The organism is Streptomyces sp. NPDC096311 (assembly GCF_044763085.1).
Taxonomy (GTDB): Bacteria; Actinomycetota; Actinomycetes; order Streptomycetales; family Streptomycetaceae; genus Streptomyces.
In genome coordinates this window covers 184,858-201,706 of sequence record NZ_JBIWFN010000002.1, presented here as the reverse complement: position 1 = coordinate 201,706, position 16,849 = coordinate 184,858, and the positions used below count along the sequence as shown (strand labels likewise).

Here is a 16,849-nt window from a genome sequence, read left to right as displayed (position 1 = left end):
CTGCTCGCGCAGTTCCCCGCGCCCCTGAAGGGGCGCTGCGCGCATCGTGGCGGGGTCGAAGGGGCGGAGCCCCTGGGGAGGGGACGGGCAGGGGCGGCGGGGGCGAGGACCTCCTGACGGCGACCGTAGAATCGGCGGGTGAACGTCCCCGTACATCCCGCCGAGACCCTGCGTGCCGCCCTCGCCGGACTCCTCGACGGCCTCCCGCCGAAGGCGGCCACACAGGCGGTCGACCGGCTGATCGCGAACTACCGGGGAACGACCCCCACCCACACCCCGGTCCTCCGCGACCGCTCCGACGTGGTCGCGTACGCCGCCTACCGCATGCCGGCGACATTCGAGGCGGTGCGATCGGCGCTGGAGGCGTTCGCGGACGCGGTCGGGCAGTGGACGCCGGCGAGCCACGTGGACGTCGGCGGCGGCACGGGCGCCGCGACCTGGGCGGTGAACGCGACCTGGGCGGGCACCCGCCCCGTGACCGTGCTCGACTGGGCCGAGCCCGCCCTCGCGCTGGGCCGCGAGATCGCCGCGGCGAACCCGGAGCTGAAGTCCGCCGAATGGCACCGCTCTCGTATCGGATCGGCGCTCACCATCGAGAGCACTGATCTCGTCACCGTCTCCTACGTCCTCGGCGAGCTCACCGACGCCGACCGCGCCTCCGTCGTGACCGCCGCCGCGACCGCCGCTCAGGCCGTCGTGATCATCGAGCCCGGTACGCCCGACGGCTACGCGCGTGTCATCGAGGCGCGGAACCGTCTGATCACCGCCGGGTTCCATGTCGCCGCCCCCTGCCCGCACAGCGCGGCCTGCCCGATCGTCCCCGGCGAGGACTGGTGCCACTTCTCCGCCCGGGTCGCGCGTTCCTCCCTGCACCGTCAGGTCAAGGGCGGCTCCCTGCCCTACGAGGACGAGAAGTTCAGCTACGTCGCTGCCACCCGCTTCCCGCCGGCCCCGGCCCCCTCCCGCGTCGTACGCAAGCCGCAGATCCGCAAGGGTCAGGTACTCCTGGACCTGTGCGGCCCCGACGAGGCCCTGCACCGCGAGACGGTGACCAAGCGTCACGGGTCGCTGTACCGGGCGGCCCGCGACGCGGACTGGGGCGACGCCTGGCCACCGCCGCCCGCGGAGGACTGACAGCCAGGGCTCAGAACCTCAGAACCTCAACACCGCGGCTCCTCAGCACCTCAGCTCCTGTGTGCAGCACTTCACGCTGCCGCCGCCCTTGAGGAACTCGCTCAGGTCGATGCCGACGGGCTCGAAGCCACGTTCCCGCAGCGGACCGAGGAGCCCCGTCGCGGCCTGCGGCAGCAGCACGTGCAGGCCGTCCGAGACCGCGTTGAGGCCGAACGCGGCGGCATCCTCGGCACCGGCGATCAGCGCGTCGGGGAACAGCCGCCGCAGCACCTCCCGGCTACCGGGGGAGAAGGCGGGCGGGTGGTACATGACCTCGTCCGTGGTGTCGTCGAGGACGGCGAGGGCGGTGTCGAGGTGGTAGTAGCGGGGGTCGACCAGGTCGAGCCCGATCACCGGTCGCGCGAAGAACTCCTGGGCCTCGCCGTGCGAGAGGGGGCTCGCGCGAAAGCCCCGGCCGGCGAGTACGTAGGAGGCGGTGACCGCGAAGTCGCCCTCGCCCTCGTTGACGTGGACCGGCTCGTGGACGTCCGGGAAGCCGTGCGCGCGGAACCACTCCAGGTGGGCCGCCGCCTCCGGTTCGCGCTCGCGGTGCGCGAACCGGGCGCCCAGTACCCGGCCGTCGACGACCGTCGCCCCGTTCGCGGCGAAGACCATGTCCGGCAGGCCGGGGCGCGGGGTGAGTTCCTCGACCGTGTGGCCGAGCGCGAGGTATCGGCTGCGCAGGTCCTCCCACTGGGCGACGGCGAGCGGCACGTCGACCGGTTTGGCGGGGTTCATCCACGGGTTGATGGCGTAGGTGACGTCGAAGTGTGCGGGTGGGCACATCAGATAGCGCCGGGGTGTGGCGCGGCGGGGAGGCTGCAAGGAGGGCTCCTCACGTACCGCAGGGGCAGGTGATGCCCATGGTGCGGTCCGCGGGCCTTGTCGGCCGCCTGGCGAACGGGTGGTCTTCGCCGAGGCCGCCCGCCCACGCCCGCGAACGCCGGACGACGTGAGGCTTTCTGGGGCGCGGGGAACCGCGCGACCGGCCCCCGCCGGCCGTCAGCCAGTCGCGAGACGCCCCGTCTTGTCAGCCTGTTAAATTCGCCCCATGGCCCACACGCCCCGCCCCTCCGCCCATCCCACCCCTGCCTATCCCGCCTCTGCCAAACCCGCCCCCGACTCCACCCGCCGCAGCGAGAAGTCCCGGCGTGCGATCTTCGACGCCGCCCTCGCCCTCGTCGGCGAGGTCGGCTACCCCAAGAGCACGATCGAGGGCATCGCCGCCCGCGCGGGCGTCGGCAAGCAGACGATCTACCGATGGTGGCCCTCGAAGGCCGCGGTGCTCCTGGACGCCTTCATGGACCTCGGCGAGCGGACCGCTCGTGAGGCGGGCCACGCGTCGTATGACATCCCCGACACCGGCGATCTCGCGGCCGACCTCAAGCAGGTCCTGCGCGCCACCGTCGACGAACTGCTGGACCCCAGGTTCGAGATCCCCGCCCGCGCCCTGGCCGCCGAAGGCCTCGTCAACGAACCGCTCGGCGCCGAGTTCGTGGCGGGGCTCCTCGAACCCCAGCTCCAGCTCTACGTGAAGCGGCTGCGGTCCGCCCAGGACAAGGGCGACGTGCGGCCCGACATCGACCCCCGCATCGCCCTGGAACTCTTCGTCTCCCCGCTCGCGCAGCGCTGGCTCCAGCACACCGGCCCCATCTCGTACGCGTATACGGACACCCTCGTCGACTACGCGCTGTACGGCCTCGCTCCACGGGGATGAATCACGCCAAAGCGCCCCGGATGGGGGGCTCTGTCCATTCGGGGCGCGGGAGAGTGGGACCATAGAGGTTGTTGAAGGCGTTCGTCGGCACGATTGACTGACGTGAACGTGAGCGTGAACGACGTGAAAGTGACTGTCGTGAACGTGATGGACGGGGACGCCGCGACACGACCGCTGTCGGCACAACTGCTTGGCGAGGGGATTGATGAGCGCAGAGTTCGGCCGCCGCTCCGGCGCGCAGGGCAGGATCTCCCAGTGGCTGCGTGGTCGCCGTCCGAAGGGTGCGACGGAGATCGCGGCCGACGGCGGGCGCGAGGCCCTGCTGATCGCCGCTGCCGCCGCGGGGCTGCCGCTCGCGCAGGCCGCGTACCCCTCCGGCTACCGCTGTTCCTGTGACCGCGTCGGCTGCCCCACCCCCGCGCGCCACCCCGTCTCCTTCGCCTGGCAGACCCAGTCCACGACCGACCGCGCCCAGATCGAGCGGTGGGTCCGGCACCAGCCGCAGGCCAACTTCATCACCGCGACCGGCATGGTGCACGACGTCCTCGACGTGCCCGTCGACGCGGGCCGCGAGGCGCTGGAGCGGCTGCTCGCCTCCGGTGTGGAGGTGGGACCCGTCGCGCAGAGCGGCGACGGCCGCATGTTCTTCTTCACGCTCACCCGCGGTACGCCCGAGGACGAGGACGAGTGGTGGCCGTGCGAGCTGGACTCGCACCCCGAGACGACGGACGAGCACCCCGGTCTGCGCTGGCACTGCCGAGGCTCGTACGTCCTGGTGCCGCCGGCCCAGCTCCCCGGTGGCCTGACGGTCGACTGGGTACGGGGCCCGGAACACCCCCTCCCCGACCCCCTGAGCCTGCTCGAGGACCTGACGGACGCCTGCGCCCGTTACGCGGGCGAGAACGAGTCGGACGACCAGCTGACGGCCTGGCCCCACCGCAACTGACCGACAGGAGCCGGCGGGGCCGGGCCGGCTATCCGCCCTTCGCCCCCGTCAGCCCCTCGATCCGCCCCAGCACCGCCACCTGTTGCTTCCGCGCGCTCTTCCCGGGGTCCAGGACCGCCTGGTTGGAGACGAACTCCAGGGTGAGGGACTGCTTGATGTCACCGGTCGTCAGAGCCTTGACGTCCGCGCTGGGGGCCGGGATCTCGGTACCCTGCGCGGCGGTCTGCTTCTCGAAGCGGCGGGTGGTGAAGAAGACCAGCGCGCCGCCGTTCGCGGTGCGCAGCCCCACCGGGGCGTAGTCGCCGGAGGTCAGCGGCTCGTCGATGTACTGCCGGGCGAGACCGGGCTTGGTGGCGTTCTTGGCACGCTGGGTCCGCCACTGCGAGGTGTGCAGGCCCGGTGCGAAGGTGTCGCCGCCGCTCTTCAGATACGTGGTGTACGACTGGCTCAGCCTGGCCGGCGCGACGGCCAGAGCCGTGTCGTTCCCGGTGACGGGCTGCGCCCAACCGTCCTTGTCCTGCTGGAACTTCGGTACGTCGGTGGCGGCGAGGACCGTCAGATACGAGGCCTGCCACACGTCGTTCGCGCTGCCCCGGGTGAAGACGAGCAGCCAACGGTAGCCCGCCACACCCTTGTTGGCCTCGGCGTCGGCCACGAACCAGCGCGGCCAGCCCGCCTTCGCCGGTATCGAGAACTTCGCGTCGCTCAGCGACAGCGGCGAATAGGACGGGTTGCCGCCCGGATTGTTCTTCTGTCCGGCCGTCAGCTTCGCCCCGTCGATGGCGCCCAGGGCGCCGGTGACGCGATCCGCGTCCAGGGAGCTGTCGTTCGCCTTGTCCGCCTTGTTGTAGGCGGCGGTGAAGTCCTTGAGCGCACGGGCGGCCTCGGTCCGGGTCGCCGTCGGTACGACCTCCCGCTCCCCGTGCACCACCACGCAGCCGCTCGCCGTCAAGGACAGAACGGTCACCGCCCCCGTTGTCAGGGCGAACCGGTTGAGACTACGAAGCCTTCGTGGGCTGCGACCCGCGCGATCCCTGCTCATCAGGTACCTTCACCTTCCCCTTCCCGGAGGCGAACCCTACCGGGGCGAGGAAGATCGCGAGTGTCGGGACCAGGTACAGCGCCCACACCGTGACCTGAAGGACCGTCGGGTCGGGCTGGAAGTTCAACACGCCCTTGAGGAGCGTGCCGTACCAGCTGTCCGGCGGGATCGTGCCACTGATGTCGAAGGCGAGATTCCGCAGCCCCGGGATCCAGTCGGCCTCCTGCAGGTCGTGGACGCCGTACGCGAGCACACCCGCCGCGACCACGACCAGCATGCCGCCGGTCCAGGTGAAGAACTTCGCGAGGTTGATCTTCAGGGCGCCCCGGTAGAAGAGCCAGCCGAGGAAGACCGCGGTGGCCAGGCCCAGGGCGACCCCGACCAGCGGGCGCGGGGTGCCGTCGCTCGCCGCGTGCACGGACGCCCACACGAACAGCGCCGTCTCCAGGCCCTCCCGGCCGACGGCCAGGAACGCGGTCGCGACCAGCGCGCCCGTGCCCATTGCCAGCGCCGCGTCCAGCTTGCCGTGCAGTTCGGACTTCAGATGCCGGGCGGTGCGCCGCATCCAGAAGACCATCCACGTCACCAGGCCGACCGCGACGATCGACAGCGAACCGCCGAGCGCCTCCTGCGCCTCGAACGTCAGCTCCTGGGAGCCGAATTCGAGCGCGCAGCCGAAGCCGAGCGCGAGCGCGATCGCCACGCCGATGCCCATCCAGATGGGCTTCAGGGCGTCCTTGCGGTCGGTCTTCACCAGGTAGGCGATGAGGATGCAGACGACGAGACTGGCTTCCAGTCCCTCGCGCAGGCCGATCAGATAGTTGCCGAACACGGGCTACGCCTCCTTGGAGAACAGCGCGCGCCCCCACCAGTCGTCCTTGTCGAGGACGCCGGGCGGGACGGCGAAGACCGCCGAACTCACGTGCTGGATGTACTCGTTGAGCGCGTCGGAGCGCGCGAGGCTGCGCTGCACCGGGATGAACCCCTTGCGCACGTCACGCTGGTAGGCGAGGAAGAACAGCCCGGCCTCCAGCCTGCCGAGGCCGTCCGTGCCGTCCGTGAAGGAGTAGCCGCGGCGCAGCAGGGTGATCCCGTCGTTGGAGTCGGGATGCGCGAGCCGTACGTGTGCGTCGGGCTTCATCGCCTTCAGGAACGGCTCGTCGCGCTCCTTGGCCTTGCCGACCGGCGCGCCCTCGCCCTTGTCCCGGCCGAAGACGTCCTCCTGCTCCTGCAGCGAGGTCCGGTCCCAGGTCTCGATGTTCATCCGGATGCGGCGCGCCACGAGGTACGAGCCGCCGGTCATCCAGGCGGGACCCTCGTCCTCGCCCACCCACACGAACTTCTTCAGGCGGTCCGGCTCGGTGCCCGCGATGTTGCGGGTGCCGTCCTTGAACCCCATGAGGTTGCGGGGGGTCTGGGCGTCGGGGGTCGTCGAGGAGGTCTTGCCGAAGCCGAGCTGCGACCAGCGGATGGCGACCTTGCCGAAGCCGATCCGGGCCAGGTTGCGGATCGCGTGCACCGCGACCTGCGGGTCGTCCGCGCAGGCCTGGACGCACAGGTCGCCGTCACTGCGCGTCTTCTCCAGGTTGTCGCCGGGGAACGACGGCAGGTCGACGAGGGCCTCCGGCCGCTGCCCCGCCAGCCCGAACTTCTCGCCGTACTTCTCGAACAGCGAGGGCCCGAAACCGATGGTCAGCGTCAGCCGGGACGGCTTGAGGCCCAGGGCCTCGCCGGTGTCGTCCGGCGGTGCCTCGGCCAGTCCGCCGTACGCGCCCTCGCCGACCGCGTGCCCCGCGGTCATCCGGCGCGCGGCGGCCGTCCAGTCCTTCAGCATCTGGACGAACTCGGCGCGGTCCTCCGTCTTCACGTCGAACGAGGCGAAGTGCAGCCGGTCCTGCACCGGCGTCGCGATGCCCGCCTGGTGCGCGCCGTGGAAGGCGATCGCGGCGCCGGTCTCGGCACCCGCCGGGTCCACGTCGTTGCCGGTGCGGGTCATCGCCACCGCGCCGCCGGCCGCGGCGGCCCCGAGCGCGAGCCCGGCACCGCCCCAGCCGATCAGCGAACGCCGGGAGGGCGAAGGTCCGTTCGTTGCTTGTGTGGCGTCGTTCGTCATGATGTGCCCCGCCTACTTCACAACAGCCGCGGCGAGCTTGGACAGCGGCTCGGCGAGCGCGTTCACCGCGTCCGAGAGCTCCTTGCGCTGGTCCTTGGTGACCTTGTCGTACGACACGAAGCCGTTCTGCGCCTTCTCCTGCGGATCGTCCGTGCGGTACTTGTCGAGCAGCGTGTTCAGCGCCGAGAACTGCTTGTCGAGCTCGGCGGCCAGCGCCTTGTCGTTCTGCTGTGCGACCGGCTTGAGCAGCTCGTACGACTTCTGCGCGCCCTCGACGTTGCCCTTGAAGTCGCTGAGGTCGGTGTGCGAGTAGCGGTCCTCCTCGCCGGTGACCTTGCCGGTGGCGACCTCGTCGAGGAGTTCCTTGGCGCCGTTGGCCATGGAGGTCGGGGTGATCTCGGCCTTGCCGACCCGCTTCTGCCAGTCCTTCAGGTCGGTGACCAGCTCATCGGCGAGGGTCTTCTGCTCCGCGCCGATCTTCTTGTCCTGCCAGAGGGCCTTCTCCAGGGCGTGCCAGCCGGTCCACTTCTGGCCCTTCTCCAGGTCGTTGACGCGGGTGTCGGTCTTGGGGTCGATGTCCCCGAAGGACTCGGCGATCGGCTCGGTGCTCTCCCAGCCGAAGCGGGAGGGGGCGTAGGCCTGCTGGGCGGCCTCGATGTCGCCGGCCTTGATGGCGTCGGCGAACGTCTGCACCTTCGGGATCGTCGCGTCGGCCTGCTCCTGCGCGTATTCGCGGTAGGCGGCGACGGCCTTGTCGAGGCGCGGGTCGCGCTTGGCGACCGTGCCACCGGTCACGGCGAGCTTCTGGCGGACGCCGAGGCCCTTCATGCCGGGGCGGCAGGCTATCTCGTACGAACCGGCCTTGACCTCGGCGGTCAGCGTGTACTTGGTGCCCGGGCCGATGTTCTCCTTCTCGGAGACGATCCGGTCGTCCGGGAAGAGGATCTCGACCTCGGTGGCCTTCGAGCCCTTGTTCACGATGTTCAGGGTGACCTGGCCGGCCGGGACGGACTTCGAGGAGGTCTCGCACTTGGAGTCGGCGGCGGTCACCTGAATCGCCTCGCCGGACCCGGCGTCGCTCTTCTCGGTGCAGCCCGTGACGGCGGCCAGAGCGGCCGCGGTCGCGGCGGCGGTGACAACTGAGAGTCGGACGGCTCGCATTCAGGCTCCAAGAGAACGACGGACAAACCAGGCGGAAGATCTCCGCCGGCATGGTGAGGCTGGCCTAACTTACCTGAGGCTTACCTCAGTCCTACCCACCCCTACGGTGATTCAGCTCTCACAGTTGACGCACAGGCACGGCCTGATCACGGTGGCCGAAAGTAAACGCCATGGAATGGTCACGTATGAGTCAGTCGTCCCGTCGGGGGTGATGCGATCGTCTCTGACGATGGCGCGGTCACCCTGGCCGGCGCGGCGGCCGCGGGCGTGCGGTCGCGGTCACCGCGCCGCGGGCCGTGCGGAGCGGACAGCTCCGGCCGGGACGACGCGCAGCACCACGCTCATGGTGCGTCAGACGCGAGCGCGCCCGCCCGGAAAGCGCCCGCCTCACGGCTCCACCACCGTTCGGGGTCCAGCGTTCCAGACCGGCACCTCACGCTGTTCGGGATGTGTGATGGGCCAACACCGGCCGATTACCATAGGAACGGTGACTGATTTCGACGTGCTGCGTGTCTTCTGCGGGCCCGGTGGTGGACACGGCAACGAGCTCGGTGTGGTGCGCGAGGGTTCGGTGATGCCGGATCCGGAGGAGCGGCAGGCGTTCGCCGCGAAGCTCGGGTTCAGCGAGACCGTGTTCGTCGACGACCCCGAGCGCGGGGTCGTCGACATCTACACCCCGACCCTGCGGCTGCCGTTCGCCGGGCATCCCTGCGTCGGGGTGGGGTGGCTGCTGGACATCCCCGAACTGGTCACGCCCGCCGGGGTGGTGGGGGTACGGCTGGACGGGGAGTTCAGCTGGATCGAGGCGCGGGCGGAGTGGGCGCCGGGGCGTACGTTGCGGCAGTACGGGTCCGCCGACGAGGTCGACGCGCTGGCCGTGCCGGAGCCGGGGGAGTGGGTGTACGCCTGGGCCTGGGAGGACGAGTTGGCCGGGCGCGTGCGGGCCCGGGGCTTTCCCGGACGGGACGACGGCATCGTGGAGGACGAGGCGACGGGGGCGGCGGCGCTGCTGCTCACCGACCGGCTGGGCCGGGCCCTGAACATCGTCCAGGGCGCCGGCTCCCAGATCCTCACCGCGCCGCAGCCGGGTGGGTGGGTGGAGGTGGGGGGCCGCGTACGACTGCTCCGAGCCTGAACGCCCCCAGGTGCGGTTGCCGGTTGCGGGCCGGTGGGGGCGGACCGCGCAGTTCCCCGCGCGCCTGCGGCCGGGGTTTTCCCCCGCATCCCCGGCCCACGCTGTGTGTTCTGGCTGCGGCCCGGTGGGGGCTGGTCGCGCAGTTCCCCGCGCCTCTTGAGAGCGCCGACGCGCATCTTTCGGCCCGTCCGGCGTTTGAGGGCGAGGCCGTTCAGGCCGGTCGGCGGTTCGGGGGCGCAGCCCCCGAGTGGGGAGGGGACGGGCAGGGGCGGCGAGGGTGAAGCAAGTCGTCGGTGACGGGTCAGGCGGTGAGGGGGAACTCCTCGGCCAGGGCGTGGAAGACCGCTGTGTTGAGGGCGAACGCCCGCCTGCACTCGGCGACGATCCGCTGCCGCTCCAGCTCGTCCGCCCGCACCCCGTCCAGCAACGCGCGATACCCCCGCTTGAACGCGGCCGGATTCCCGATGTCCTCGAAGACATAGAACCGGACGCCGTCACCCTTCCGAGCGAAGCCCCAGGTCTGTTCCGCCTTGCCCCGGATGATCTGACCGCCGGAGAGGTCGCCGAGGTAGCGGGTGTAGTGGTGGGCGACGTACCCGCCGGGCCACTCGCGCGCACACTCGGCGACCCGCGCCGCGTACGCCTCGGTGGCGGGCAGCGCGGTGAGTGTCGCCCGCCAGTCCGCACCCCGCAGATGCGTGAGGTCACGCTCCAGCGCACCGCGACGCAGCAATTCCCGCAGGATGAACGGCCCGGCCACCGGATCGGACGCCAATCGCCCGGCGTCCGCCTCCAGCGCCTCGTACACGAACCACAACTGCTCGGTGTAGCGCGCGTACGCCTCGACACCGAGCCTGCCGCCGAGCAGGTCGCTCATGAACGTCGAGGTCTCAGCCTCCATGTGCTGCTCGTGCGACGCGGTGCGGATCAGCGTCGAGAACGCCGTATTCATGGGACCTCCGGTGCCGAAGGGGACGAGAACCAGTGAGAATCTCTTATGGTTAGGCTTACCTAAGTCAATGGGTTCTCGGCACGTTACCGACATCCTGTCGGTAAAAACGTACCCCGTCGGGCGACAAAAAATGCCCGCCCTGTGATCAGGGCGGGCGAGGTGTGAGCTACGCGCACGCGGCTACGGCAGCGTGAGGATCTCCGTACCGCTCTCCGTGACGACCAGCGTGTGCTCGAACTGCGCCGTCCGCCTGCGGTCCTTCGTCACGACCGTCCACCCGTCGTCCCACATGTCGTAGTCGTGCGTACCGAGCGTGAGCATCGGCTCGATCGTGAAGGTCATCCCGGGCTGGATGACGGTCGTCGCGTGCGGGCTGTCGTAGTGCGGGATGATCAGTCCTGAGTGGAACGAGGAGTTGATCCCGTGCCCCGTGAAGTCCCGTACGACCCCGTATCCGAACCGCTTGGCGTACGACTCGATCACGCGCCCGATGACGTTGATCTGGCGGCCCGGCTTGACGGCCTTGATCGCGCGGTCGAGGGATTCACGGGTCCGCTCGACGAGGAGCCTCGACTCGTCGTCCACGTCCCCGACCAGGTACGTCGCGTTGTTGTCGCCGTGGACGCCACCGATGTACGCCGTCACGTCGAGGTTGATGATGTCGCCGTCGCGCAGCACCGTGGAGTCGGGGATGCCGTGGCAGATGACCTCGTTGACCGAGGTGCACAGGGACTTGGGGAAACCGCGGTAACCGAGGGTGGACGGATAGGCGCCGTGGTCGCACATGTACGCGTGCGCGACCCGGTCCAGCTCGTCCGTCGTCACGCCCGGCGCGATGAGCTTCGCCGCCTCGGCCATCGCCCGCGCGGCGATCCGCCCGGCGATCCGCATCGCCTCGATGGTCTCGGGGGTCTGTACCTCCGGACCGGTGTACGGCGTGGGGGCGGGCTTGCCCACGTACTCGGGGCGCCTGATGTTTCCCGGAACGGGACGGGTGGGAGAGAGCTCTCCTGGTACGAGCAGCGACTGGCCAGACATGCCAGGGAGTCTAACCAGCGGGCATGGGGGCACTATGTCCGTGGCGAAAGGAGCAGGTCATGGCCCTCTTCAAGAAGCGGACCGTGGGGAAGCCGGGCGAGTGGTACTACTGCCTCGTCCACCAGAAGGTGGAGGAGGGCCCCGAGTGCCCCGCGAAGGACCGCTTCGGCCCGTACACCACCCGTGAGGAGGCCGAACACGCGATGGAGACCGCCCAGGAGCGCAACCTCGAGTGGGAAACGGACCCCAAGTGGCACGACACAACGGGCCCGACCCCAGAAGACGACTGACAAGCCCCGAGCCACCGGGACGCCAGGCGGCTGAGCCATGTGGTGGCGCGCGGACCCGCGGGCGCCGACGGTGGCCGGCCCCCGCGGGCGACCCGCACCATCCGAGCGACCGTCACGGGTGGTGCGGGTGGGAGAGTAGTGCCTGGCCCCGAGCGGAGCGCATCCGTACCGCGTGCTCATTCGTCCGTACGTCGTACTTCATCAGCTGCGGCAGGCACCACGCCAACACCCCCACCGCTCCCACGCAGATCACACCCCGGCCCAGATCGACGCCCGTACCCCCGTCCAGGCCGCCATCCCGCCCGCCCGTACCTGCCCCAGCTGGGGCCCGACGGAGTACGAGAGCAGCTCGATCCCGGCGAGTCGCCCCCGTAGCTCGTCCGGAATCGTCTGGTCCCACATCGCGGCCCGGAAGATCCCGCTCACCATGTCGCAACAGCCGCCGAGGACCAGGAACAGCAGCACCAGCCACACGTTGTGCACGGCGCCCGCACCCACCATCGCAAGCCCCCAGCACGCCGCCGCGAACGCCACCGTCCGCCCGTGCCGGTGCACACGCGAGGTCCACCCGCTGGTCAGCGTCACCAGCATCGCCCCGGCGGGCAGCGCGGCGTACATCAGCCCGAGCGACCACGCGGCGTGCAGCTCGTCGGCGAGGAACGGCAGCACCGCGAGCGGCATCGCGAAGAACATCGCGGCCAGGTCGATCACGTACGTGCCGAGGAGTTCCTTGCGGTTCCACGCGTACCGCGCGCCCTGGGCGATGGAGGCGAGCGACGGCTTCGCGGCCTCCTGCGCGGCCGGTGACGCGGCGAGTCCGACGATCAGTACGACCGACACCACGAACGTCACCAGGTCCACGGCGTACGCCCAGCCGAGCCCGGCGTACGCCACCACGACGCCCGCGAGCGCCGGCCCCGCGACCCCGCCGACCGACCAGCGCAGGGAGTTGAGGGAGGCCGCCGCGGGCAGGTGCTCGTGCGCCACGATCCGGGGGACGAGCGAGTCGAGCGCGGGCCGCTGCACCGACCCGAGCGCGGAGGACAGCGCGGCGACCACGTACAGCGGCCACACCGCCGGACGCGGCATCAGCGCGTTGACGAGCAGTCCGCCGCACAGCAGCCCCTGCCCGGCCTCCGTGTAGAGGATCAGCTTCCGTTTGTCGAGGGCGTCGGCGAGCGCCCCGCCGTACAGCCCGAACACGATCAGCGGTACGAGTTCCACGGCCCCGATCGCCCCCACGGCCACCGCCGACCCGGTCAGCACCTTCATCTGCACCGGTAGCGCGACGAAGGTCAGGAAGCTGCCGAAGTTGGTGATCAGCCCGGCCAGCCACAGCCGCCGGAAGTCTGCCGACGCGCGCCAGGGCGCGAGATCGGGCAACAGCGACCGCAGTCGCGCACCGGCACCGGCACCGTCACCGGCGGCGGGTTCGGCGTGCGCGGGCAGCGCGGCGGGGGATACGGGGGCGTCGTCGGTCACGACGGTTCATGCTGAGCGGCCGCCCACCACGGCGGCAACTGCTTTTCCGCCGCTCAGCCGCCCCTCCGCCCGCCGCGGTCTACCACCGTGCCGCGGGCGGAGCCGTCAGCTGGTCCGCGAGGCGGGAGAGCCGGTCGCGGAACCGGCGCCGCCCCCGCGGTGAGGGCAGGGAGTTCTCCCCGGCCGCCGCGCTGACGAGGTGCTGCACGGTGTCGAGGTCGAGTTCCTGATCCGGCGGCACGGTCAGCGACTCGTGTGCCATCGCCCCCAGCTCCCGGTCACCGGCGTCGAGCGCGAGCACGGTCGCCCCGGCCCGCCGCGCGTCGTGGACCCGCTCCAGGAGCGGCGCCCCGGGTGCGGCGGGCGACACCACGAGCAGCGTCTCGCCGCGCCGCGCCGCCTCGATACGGCCGAGGCCGACCGCGAGATGGGCCGGGTCCGAAGCCCGCGCCCCGTGCCGCACCAGCGTCGGCGACAGCTCCGGCGTCCCCGACCAGGCCGCCTCGTCCACCAGATGTGCGGCCAGGTGCCACGGCTCGTACTCCGCCGTGCCCACGAGGAGCAGCCCGCCCCCGTACGACACCACGGACCCTCGCAGGCCCTCCGCGAACCGCCGCGTGGCACCCAACCACTCGGTCCCGGCGAGGACTTCGCGCAGCAATGCGACCCGTACGGCATCCATGCGCACGCATCCTGCCCCAATCGGCAACTGATCAGGCGGAGTTCACCATGAATTCGCCCAAGTGGGGCAGATCCCGGCGCATGACGGAAACAACCGGAACCACCACGGCAACAACCGCGGTCACCAGCACCCCCTTCCACGCGGGCCGCGAAGGCTACGCGAGCTTCCGGATCCCCGCTGTCGTCACCACCCGTACACCCACCCTGCTCGCCTTCTGCGAGGGCCGGGTCGACTCCGCCGCCGACCACGGCCGCATCGACATCGTCCTGAAGCGGTCGACGGACGGCGGCCGCACCTGGGGCCCGCTCCAGGCCGTCGCCCGGAACGGGAACGACCTCGCGGGCAACCCCGCCCCCGTCGTCCTCGACACCGGCCGGATCCTGCTCGTGCACGTCCGCGCCGCCGCCGGCGCGACCGAGGACGCCATCCTGCGCGGCAGGGTGAAGCCCGCCGACGGGCGCCGCGTCTGGGTGCAGCACAGCGACGACGACGGCGTCACCTGGTCCGCCCCGAAGGAGATCACCGGGCAGGTGAAGAAGGCGGATTGGCGGTGGTACGCGACCACGCCCGGGCACGCCATCCAGCTCGGCACCGGCCGGGTCGTCGTCCCCGGCAACCACACCCTGCCGCCCACCGGCACGGACACCGGCACCGAGGCGAAGTACAACAGCGGCCACTGCCTGCTCAGCGACGACCGCGGCGAGACCTGGTCCCTCGGGTACGTCGACGAGAACACCGACGGATACGTCAACGCCAACGAGACGACCGCCGCCGAACTCCCCGACGGGCGCGTCTACTTCAACACCCGCAACGAAACGCGAAGTTCCCGCCCGTCCGCCCCGTCCGCCCCGTCCCCCGGCAACCGTGCCGACGCCCATTCCACGGACGGCGGCAGGACCCTGGTCAGTCCCTTCCGGCCGCGGGCGGGCCTGGTCACCCCGGTCGTCCAGGGCAGCGTGCTCCAGCTCCGCGACCCGGACCTGCTGCTGTACTCGGGGCCCGCCGACCCCGCCGCCCGCGCCCTCATGACCGTCCGGGCCTCCGCCGACGGCGGCACCACCTGGCGGCCCGCGCACACCGTCGACGCACTGCCCGCCGCCTACTCCGACCTCGTCCGCGTCGACGGGGCGACCGTGGGGCTCCTCTACGAGACGGGCGACTTCGGGCCGTACGAGACGATCACCTTCCGCCGAATCCCCGTGACGGCCCTCACCTGAGCCCCCGAAGCCCCCGAGGCGGGAACCGTGACACGTAAAGTCGGCCCATGACCTCTACTGACAGTGCACAGAAGGCCCCCGCGAAGGACCCCTGGGACCTTCCCGACGTGTCCGGGCTCGTCGTCGGCGTGCTCGGCGGCACCGGCCCCCAGGGCAAGGGCCTGGCCTACCGGCTCGCCAGGGCCGGCCAGAAGGTGATCATCGGCTCGCGTGCCGCGGAACGCGCGCAGACCGCCGCCGAGGAGCTGGGCCACGGTGTCGAGGGCGCCGACAACGCCGAGTGCGCGCGGCGCAGCGACATCGTGATCGTCGCCGTACCGTGGGAGGGGCACGGCAAGACTCTGGAATCACTGCGCGAGGAGCTGGCCGGCAAGCTCGTCGTCGACTGTGTCAACCCGCTCGGATTCGACAAGAAGGGCGCCTACGCCCTGAAGCCGGAGGAGGGCAGCGCCGCCGAGCAGGCCGCCGCCCTGCTGCCGGACTCGCGGGTCGCGGCCGCCTTCCACCACTTGTCGGCCGTCCTCCTTCAGGACCCGGAGGTCGACGAGATCGACACCGACGTGATGGTCCTCGGCGAGGAGCGCGCGGACGTCGAGATCGTGCAGGCGCTGGCCGGCCGCATCCCCGGCATGCGCGGTGTCTTCGCCGGCCGGCTGCGCAACGCCCACCAGGTCGAGGCACTGGTGGCGAACCTGATCTCCGTGAACCGCCGCTACAAGGCCCACGCCGGCCTCCGGGTGACGGACGTATAGCGGGCGTACGGGCATGGGGGACATGAGGGACACTGGACGCCGTACGACCTCGTAGATCTCGTACGACCTCGTCCGAACCGTCCCGACAGGAGCCGACCCCCATGCCCCGCCTCGCCCTCTATGCCCTGGCCGTCTGCGTCCTCTCCGTCGCCGCGGCCGTCGTCTCCTTCGTCCAGGGCAGCTGGCTGGGGATCGTGTGGGTGCTGCTGGCCGGACTGTCGTCCAACATGACGTGGTACTACGCGCGGCGCGGCAGGTCCGTCAGCTGACCGAGCAGAACTCGTTGGTGCCCTGCCAGAAGCGGTAGAACTCCTGACCGCAGTACGTCTGGATCTCGTTGATCCCCAGGCTGTTCAGGATCGAGTGGATCACATCGAAGAAAGCCGTGTTCACCGACGGGATCCACAGCACCGCGAACACGAACAGCAGGCCGAACGGGGCGAACGGCTCCACCTGGCGCTTGACGTTGTACGACAGCCAGGGCTCGATCACGCCGTAGCCGTCCAGGCCCGGGACCGGCAGGAAGTTCAGGATCGCGGCCGTGACCTGGAGCAGCGCGAGGAACGCCAGCGCGAACTGGAAGTCCCGGGGCACGCCGTCCAGGGCGTGCAGCCAGAACGGCGCCGTGCACACGACGGCGAACAGCACGTTCGTCAGCGGGCCCGCCGCCGAGATCAGGCTGTGCTTCCAGCGGCCCTGGATCCTGTTGCGCTCGATGAAGACCGCCCCGCCCGGCAGACCGATCCCGCCCATGATCACGAAGATCACCGGCAGCACGATGCTCAGCAGCGCATGCGTGTACTTCAGCGGGTTGAGCGTCAGATAGCCCTTCGCGCCGATCGAGATGTCGCCGCTGTGCAGGGCGGTGCGCGCGTGCGCGTACTCGTGCAGGCACAGGGAGACGATCCAGGCGGCCGTCACGAAGAGGAACACGGCCACACCGGGCTGCTCGGCGAACCCGGTCCATGTCGCCCACCCGGTCACCGCCATCACGGCCACGATCCCGACGAAGACGGGGCTGATCCTCCGGTCGCTGCTGCGACGGGAAGCGGCGGTGGTCATGGGGCTCCTCGGACTGGTACGCATGGTGCTGGGCCTGCCCGACCGTACCGGGCTCACGGGGAAAACGTCTCGCGGTCGGTCATTGGT

17 protein-coding genes and 1 pseudogene are annotated in these 16,849 nt (G+C 70.8%); 8 read left to right on the top strand and 10 right to left on the bottom strand.

The window, feature by feature from the left end:
• Positions 1-138 precede the first annotated feature (138 nt).
• Positions 139-1,134: a small ribosomal subunit Rsm22 family protein gene (locus ACIRA5_RS05470; protein ID WP_403687528.1), complete on the top strand. Its 996-nt coding sequence runs from the start codon at positions 139-141 to the stop codon at positions 1,132-1,134.
• A 42-nt stretch (positions 1,135-1,176) separates the two neighbouring features.
• Here the strand turns inward: ACIRA5_RS05470 and ddaH are convergent, their stop codons facing one another.
• A complete protein-coding gene (ddaH, locus tag ACIRA5_RS05465; protein WP_403687526.1) occupies positions 1,177-1,998 on the bottom strand; it encodes a dimethylargininase in 822 nt (273 codons plus the stop codon).
• Between the two features lie 226 nt (positions 1,999-2,224).
• On the opposite strand from ddaH, the gene ACIRA5_RS05460 reads away from it, so the two are divergent.
• Both ACIRA5_RS05460 and ACIRA5_RS05455 read left to right on the top strand, forming a co-directional pair.
• A complete protein-coding gene (locus ACIRA5_RS05460; protein WP_403687523.1) occupies positions 2,225-2,890 on the top strand; it encodes a TetR/AcrR family transcriptional regulator in 666 nt (221 codons plus the stop codon).
• 205 nt (positions 2,891-3,095) lie between these two features.
• Positions 3,096-3,836 (top strand): bifunctional DNA primase/polymerase, encoded by a 741-nt coding sequence (locus ACIRA5_RS05455; protein ID WP_403687520.1) that lies wholly within the window; start codon positions 3,096-3,098, stop codon positions 3,834-3,836.
• A 28-nt stretch (positions 3,837-3,864) separates the two neighbouring features.
• On the opposite strand, the gene ACIRA5_RS05450 is transcribed toward ACIRA5_RS05455, so the two are convergent.
• Genes ACIRA5_RS05450 through efeO form a run of 4 tightly spaced genes read right to left on the bottom strand, consistent with a single transcriptional unit; the run spans position 3,865 to position 8,152 of the window.
• Complete coding sequence (locus tag ACIRA5_RS05450; protein WP_403687518.1) at positions 3,865-4,878, bottom strand: hypothetical protein; 1,014 nt, start codon at positions 4,876-4,878, stop codon at positions 3,865-3,867.
• A complete protein-coding gene (gene efeU, locus ACIRA5_RS05445) occupies positions 4,835-5,710 on the bottom strand; it encodes an iron uptake transporter permease EfeU (protein ID WP_403687516.1) in 876 nt (291 codons plus the stop codon). Before efeU ends, ACIRA5_RS05450 begins: the two co-directional genes overlap by 44 nt.
• Before the next feature lie 3 nt (positions 5,711-5,713).
• Positions 5,714-6,991, bottom strand: coding sequence for an iron uptake transporter deferrochelatase/peroxidase subunit (gene efeB, locus ACIRA5_RS05440; RefSeq protein ID WP_403687515.1), 1,278 nt, complete (start codon positions 6,989-6,991; stop codon positions 5,714-5,716).
• A 12-nt stretch (positions 6,992-7,003) separates the two neighbouring features.
• Positions 7,004-8,152, bottom strand: a complete 1,149-nt coding sequence (gene efeO, locus ACIRA5_RS05435) for an iron uptake system protein EfeO (protein ID WP_403687513.1) — start codon at positions 8,150-8,152, stop codon at positions 7,004-7,006.
• A gap of 487 nt (positions 8,153-8,639) precedes the next feature.
• Here efeO and ACIRA5_RS05430 point away from each other — a divergent pair, with 487 nt between their 5' ends.
• Positions 8,640-9,287 (top strand): PhzF family phenazine biosynthesis protein, encoded by a 648-nt coding sequence (locus ACIRA5_RS05430; protein ID WP_403687510.1) that lies wholly within the window; start codon positions 8,640-8,642, stop codon positions 9,285-9,287.
• A 301-nt stretch (positions 9,288-9,588) separates the two neighbouring features.
• Here ACIRA5_RS05430 and ACIRA5_RS05425 read toward each other — a convergent pair whose 3' ends face one another.
• Both ACIRA5_RS05425 and map read right to left on the bottom strand, forming a co-directional pair.
• Positions 9,589-10,239, bottom strand: a complete 651-nt coding sequence (locus ACIRA5_RS05425; protein ID WP_403687507.1) for a heme oxygenase (biliverdin-producing) — start codon at positions 10,237-10,239, stop codon at positions 9,589-9,591.
• A gap of 180 nt (positions 10,240-10,419) precedes the next feature.
• Entirely contained in the window at positions 10,420-11,277 is an 858-nt protein-coding gene (gene map / locus ACIRA5_RS05420; protein WP_095855015.1) for a type I methionyl aminopeptidase, read from the bottom strand.
• Positions 11,278-11,336: 59 nt separating this feature from the next.
• On the opposite strand from map, the gene ACIRA5_RS05415 reads away from it, so the two are divergent.
• Complete coding sequence (locus ACIRA5_RS05415; protein WP_403687505.1) at positions 11,337-11,567, top strand: hypothetical protein; 231 nt, start codon at positions 11,337-11,339, stop codon at positions 11,565-11,567.
• Between the two features lie 112 nt (positions 11,568-11,679).
• Here ACIRA5_RS05415 and ACIRA5_RS05410 read toward each other — a convergent pair.
• Together ACIRA5_RS05410 and ACIRA5_RS05405 are read right to left on the bottom strand one after the other, a co-directional pair.
• Positions 11,680-13,049, bottom strand: a pseudogene (locus tag ACIRA5_RS05410) (MFS transporter).
• Between the two features lie 79 nt (positions 13,050-13,128).
• Entirely contained in the window at positions 13,129-13,731 is a 603-nt protein-coding gene (locus ACIRA5_RS05405) for a hypothetical protein (protein WP_067363306.1), read from the bottom strand.
• An 80-nt stretch (positions 13,732-13,811) separates the two neighbouring features.
• On the opposite strand from ACIRA5_RS05405, the gene ACIRA5_RS05400 reads away from it, so the two are divergent.
• From ACIRA5_RS05400 to ACIRA5_RS05390, 3 genes are all read left to right on the top strand, one after another.
• Positions 13,812-14,948, top strand: coding sequence for an exo-alpha-sialidase (locus ACIRA5_RS05400; RefSeq protein ID WP_403687502.1), 1,137 nt, complete (start codon positions 13,812-13,814; stop codon positions 14,946-14,948).
• A 47-nt stretch (positions 14,949-14,995) separates the two neighbouring features.
• A complete protein-coding gene (npdG, locus tag ACIRA5_RS05395) occupies positions 14,996-15,700 on the top strand; it encodes an NADPH-dependent F420 reductase (protein ID WP_101405506.1) in 705 nt (234 codons plus the stop codon).
• 101 nt (positions 15,701-15,801) lie between these two features.
• Positions 15,802-15,969, top strand: coding sequence for a hypothetical protein (locus tag ACIRA5_RS05390; protein ID WP_165854110.1), 168 nt, complete (start codon positions 15,802-15,804; stop codon positions 15,967-15,969).
• Here ACIRA5_RS05390 and ACIRA5_RS05385 read toward each other — a convergent pair.
• Positions 15,962-16,762 (bottom strand): site-2 protease family protein, encoded by an 801-nt coding sequence (locus ACIRA5_RS05385; protein WP_190168569.1) that lies wholly within the window; start codon positions 16,760-16,762, stop codon positions 15,962-15,964. The two genes, ACIRA5_RS05390 and ACIRA5_RS05385, sit on opposite strands and share 8 nt — an antisense overlap.
• Positions 16,763-16,849 lie beyond the last annotated feature (87 nt).